This is a genomic window from Bacillus sp. JJ1609 (assembly GCF_036967045.1).
Lineage (GTDB): Bacteria > Bacillota > Bacilli > Bacillales > Cytobacillaceae > Mesobacillus.
Window position 1 is genome coordinate 153,313 of the sequence record NZ_JBALSS010000024.1, and the last position, 4,286, is coordinate 157,598.

The 4,286-nt window shown below is 42.2% G+C and carries 5 protein-coding genes; 3 read left to right on the forward strand and 2 right to left on the reverse strand.

Annotated elements, in window-relative coordinates; translation table 11 throughout:
• The first annotated feature begins 138 nt into the window (after positions 1 to 138).
• The 3 genes from V7654_RS17115 (at position 139) to V7654_RS17125 (ending at position 2,751) form a co-directional block, all read left to right on the forward strand.
• Positions 139 to 771, forward strand: coding sequence for a GNAT family N-acetyltransferase (locus V7654_RS17115; RefSeq protein ID WP_335431893.1), 633 nt, complete (start codon positions 139 to 141; stop codon positions 769 to 771).
• A 163-nt stretch (positions 772 to 934) separates the two neighbouring features.
• Positions 935 to 1,582 (forward strand): acetoin utilization AcuB family protein, encoded by a 648-nt coding sequence (locus V7654_RS17120; RefSeq protein ID WP_335431894.1) that lies wholly within the window; start codon positions 935 to 937, stop codon positions 1,580 to 1,582.
• On the forward strand, positions 1,579 to 2,751 hold the full coding sequence (locus tag V7654_RS17125) for an acetoin utilization protein AcuC (protein WP_335432024.1): 1,173 nt from the start codon (positions 1,579 to 1,581) through the stop codon (positions 2,749 to 2,751). Before V7654_RS17120 ends, V7654_RS17125 begins: the two co-directional genes overlap by 4 nt.
• A gap of 113 nt (positions 2,752 to 2,864) precedes the next feature.
• On the opposite strand, the gene ccpA is transcribed toward V7654_RS17125, so the two are convergent.
• Together ccpA and V7654_RS17135 are read right to left on the reverse strand one after the other, a co-directional pair.
• Positions 2,865 to 3,863: a catabolite control protein A gene (gene ccpA / locus V7654_RS17130; RefSeq protein WP_335431895.1), complete on the reverse strand. Its 999-nt coding sequence runs from the start codon at positions 3,861 to 3,863 to the stop codon at positions 2,865 to 2,867.
• Positions 3,864 to 4,072: 209 nt separating this feature from the next.
• A partial coding sequence (locus V7654_RS17135) for a hypothetical protein (RefSeq protein ID WP_335431896.1) occupies positions 4,073 to 4,286 on the reverse strand: 214 nt, incomplete at its 5' end.

The following is a 4,286-nucleotide window of genomic DNA, read 5'->3' on the forward strand; positions in this document are numbered from 1 at the left end:
AAAATCAACAGCCTTGTTTGACATAGCCTTACGAAAAGAACAGGTTTTAAAAACAGAAAATTTTGTGAAAGCGCTTTTATCTGTTAGTTTTTATGTATAATAGAATTGACGTTTGAATTGTTGACGGGTGGTGACTGAATGGAACATAAAAAGACTTATAACGCAAAAGAACTGAAAACTCCTCATGGCCGTTTAATCATTGAAGGTCCAATTTCTCCTGAAAAACTGGCAAGCTATGAATTTCATAAGGATTTGGTAGCTTTTCGTCCTCCCGCCCAGCAGCATAAGGCGCTTATTGAAATTGCTGGTCTGCCTGAAGGAAGGATTATTGTAGCCCGTTCAGGGGATATGGTTGTCGGCTATGTTACTTATCTTTATCCAGATCCGCTTGAGCGGTGGTCGGAAGGCGGCATGGAAGATTTAATCGAGCTTGGCGCAATTGAGGTTATTCCTGAATTCCGCGGAAGCAGAGTCGGGAAAAACCTATTGGTGGTTTCCATGATGGATGACGCAATGGAAGATTATATCATCATCACGACAGAATATTACTGGCACTGGGATTTAAAAGGAACCGGCCTTAATGTTTGGGAATACCGCAAAGTCATGGAAAAAATGATGAATGCAGGCGGCCTTGTCTGGTATGCGACAGATGACCCGGAAATCAGCTCCCATCCAGCTAACTGCCTAATGGCTAAAATCGGTAAAAGAATCCCGACGGAATCGGTCCAGAAATTCGACAAGCTGCGGTTCATGAATAGGTTCATGTATTAATAGGTTTTTATCCATACATTTTATCGCTATGCATTTTAAATATGTAAGATTCCCTTTTTTAAAAGGATATAAGCGTATACTTAAACACCATTATCACCAATACATCTATTGATTTATTTTGGCTTAACTTGAAAGATACCGCATCATTCAAGGGGGAAAAAACATGATCGTCGAAGAAATTATGAAAAAGAATGTCTCTGCTCTTTTTCCGGAAAACACGATTGCAGAAGCGATTAAACTGATGTCCGACCGAAAAATCCGGCATATACCTATTGTCGATACTGAACATGCTATTCTCGGTTTGGTATCTGATCGTGATATCAAGGATGCGGCTCCTTCGATTTTCCATTGGGATGAGCACAAGCATGAGCTTGATAAACCTATTAGCTCTATTATGACCACGGAGGTTATAACAGGGCATCCACTCGATTTTGTAGAAGAGGTTTCCGCTGTATTTTACGAGCATAATATCAGCTGCCTGCCCATCATCAAGGATAAGAAACTGGTCGGAATCGTAACCGAAACAGACCTGCTCCATACATTAGTAAAGTTGACTGGAGCCCATCAGCCAGGCTCTCAGATTGAAGTGAAGGTTCCAAACAAGGCTGGTATGCTGCACGAAATATCCTCTGTCATCTGCCAGAGAAAAGCCAATATCCAAAGCGTTCTTGTATACCCTGATCAAAAGGATGAGAATTTTAAGATTCTAGTATTAAGGATCCAGACAATGAATCCATTAGCCGTAATTGAGGATCTAAAAAAGGCTGGACATAACGTGTTATGGCCGAACCTGCCGGGGATGTCATCATGACCGACCGTTCTGTGTTTGTCTTTTCAGAAGAGCTGCTGAATTACCGTTTCAACAGCCAACATCCTTTTAATCAGATGCGCTTAAAACTCACTTTGGATTTATTGCAAAAATTGGGGGCTATTGAGGAAAATCAGATTGTGGCACCCCGAATGGCAACGGATGAGGAACTATGCCTGATCCATGACCCCAATTTTGTTAATGCGGTTAAGCTTGCCGGCCAGGGACAGCTTAAAGGTGACGCTGCTGAAGGATATGGATTGGGAACAGAGGATACGCCCATTTTTGCAAATATGCACGAAGCGAGCGCCTTTTTGGTTGGCGGCACACTGACCGCTGTCGATTATGTGATGAGCGGAAAAGCTGAGCATGCCTTACACCTTGGCGGCGGACTGCATCATGGCTTCAGGGGGAAGGCATCCGGCTTCTGCATCTATAATGACAGCTCTGTGGCAATTAAGTATCTGCAGGAAAAATACAATGCACGTGTATTATATGTAGATACGGATGCGCATCATGGAGATGGCGTCCAATGGTCTTTTTACGACGACCCGAATGTATGCACATTATCGATTCATGAAACAGGGCGTTACTTATTTCCAGGCACCGGTAACGTGAATGAACGAGGACAAGGGAAAGGCTATGGCTACTCATTCAATATTCCAGTCGATGCTTTTACAGAAGATGACTCCTGGCTGTATGCCTATAAAAATGCACTCACGGAAGTTGCGGAATTTTTCAAGCCCGATGTGATTCTTACTCAGAATGGTGCTGATGCCCATTTTCTTGATCCATTGACTCATCTTTCATCAACAATGAAGATTTACAGGGAAATACCAAAGCTGGCACATGAGATTGCCCATCAATATTGCGGGGGCAAATGGATTGCCGTAGGCGGCGGAGGCTACGACATTTGGCGGGTTGTGCCAAGAGCATGGTCACTCATCTGGCTTGAAATGATTGAAAACTCCAATTGTTATGGCAGTTTGCCACAAGATTGGATTGACGAATGGAAGGATAAAGCCTCTGTTGAACTGGCAAAAGAGTGGGATGATCCGGAGAATTTATATCCACCCATTCCACGTAAACCAGAAATTACGGAAAAGAATGCTCAAACAGTCGAAAAAGCATTATATCCGATCCGATCTAACAAAAAATCTGAAACCGTGTAAGAATTCCGATAGTAAAACCGGGACTCTTTATACGGTTTTTTTGTTCTGAACGCTGCTGTGAAGTATGGAAAAAAATATCAAAAGGCCCCTGCACAACAGCAAGGGCCCCCATATTATTTCGTAGAATTTCTATTTTCAATCCTATGCGGCAATACGACGATGTTCTCATCCACATTCTCTTTGTTCATATATTTGGTCAGCAAGCGCATCGCTACTGCACCGATATCATATAACGGCTGAACGATTGTAGTCAGCTGCGGGCGAACCATTAACGTCAACCTAGTGTTATCGGAACTGATGACTTCGAAATCATCCGGAACGTTGTAGCCACGGTCGAAAGCTCCATGTACGACACCCAGCGCCATTTCATCAGAACCGACCAGGATTGCGGTTGGCTTTGTATCAAGCTCAAGAATCCTTTCAATCGCTTCCAGGCCAGAATCATACGTATAATCTCCCTCGATAACGAAATCTTCATTATAAGCAATGCCAGCATCACTAAGTGCACGCTTGTAGCCTTCAAGCTTTTTCTCCTTGTTGATCGGCTCGTGGTGAGGACCAATGACAAACGCAATTTCCGTATGGCCTTTTTCAATAAAAGCTTGTACTGCATCAAACGCTGCTTGTTCATAATCGATATTTACGGATGGAATTTCACCAGTCTCTTCAATGGAGCCAGCAAGAACGATTGGTACCGGTGATTTTTTAAATTCTTCAACATGCTCTGCTTTAATATTTCCACCCATGAACACAATGCCGTCAACCTGCTTGCCAAGCATCGTATTTAAGAGGTGCAATTCCTTTTCAATGTTCTGATCTGAATTGCTTAAGATAATATTGTATTTATACATCGTTGCGATATCCTCTATCCCTCTCGCAAGTTCAGCGAAAAACGGACTTGCGATATCAGGGATGATCACACCGACCGTAGTCGTTTTCTTGCTTGCCAAACCACGGGCAACAGCGTTTGGACGGTACCCAAGACGGTCTATGACCTCCATTACTTTTTTCCGGGTAGCAGGCTTTACATTCGGATTTCCGTTGACGACACGTGAAACCGTTGCCATTGAGACATTGGCTTCTCTTGCAACATCATATATTGTGATATTCATCTATTCCACTCCTTCAAATAATAAACGGCGATTTTTCTATAGTTTACAGCAAATATTGCCACAATAATCATTTTTAAGTTTGTGATTATATGTACAAGTATAATTTATGTTATTAATGATACGATATCCACAGCAATCCCGCAATGTGAAGGACTTATTTTGTTAAGATTTTTTAAATTGCTGTTTTTATTTAGAAAATACTACTATATTTACTTAGGCTTTTTCTGTATGTGAAATAAATAGATGGTTTCGTTAACTTTTTTGCTATTAGAATAGTGGTTGACTTCCACTCCTGGATGCTCGCTTTCTGCGTGGAAGAATGATGAAAGGCTCAAGTTCAAGCTTTTTCCTCTTCGAGTTGTTCTTGGAACCTTCCCTATAACAACTCGATGCCCTTTTTCCTCTTGAGTTGTTCTCGGACCC

Bases quoted from the DNA above. Each gene is read 5' to 3' on its own strand.
- V7654_RS17115 (WP_335431893.1), top strand. From the start codon at position 139: ATGGAACATAAAAAGACTTATAACGCAAAAGAACTGAAAACTCCTCAT.
- V7654_RS17120 (WP_335431894.1), top strand. From the start codon at position 935: ATGATCGTCGAAGAAATTATGAAAAAGAATGTCTCTGCTCTTTTTCCG.
- V7654_RS17125 (WP_335432024.1), top strand. From the start codon at position 1,579: ATGACCGACCGTTCTGTGTTTGTCTTTTCAGAAGAGCTGCTGAATTAC.
- ccpA (WP_335431895.1), bottom strand. From the start codon at position 3,863: ATGAATATCACAATATATGATGTTGCAAGAGAAGCCAATGTCTCAATG.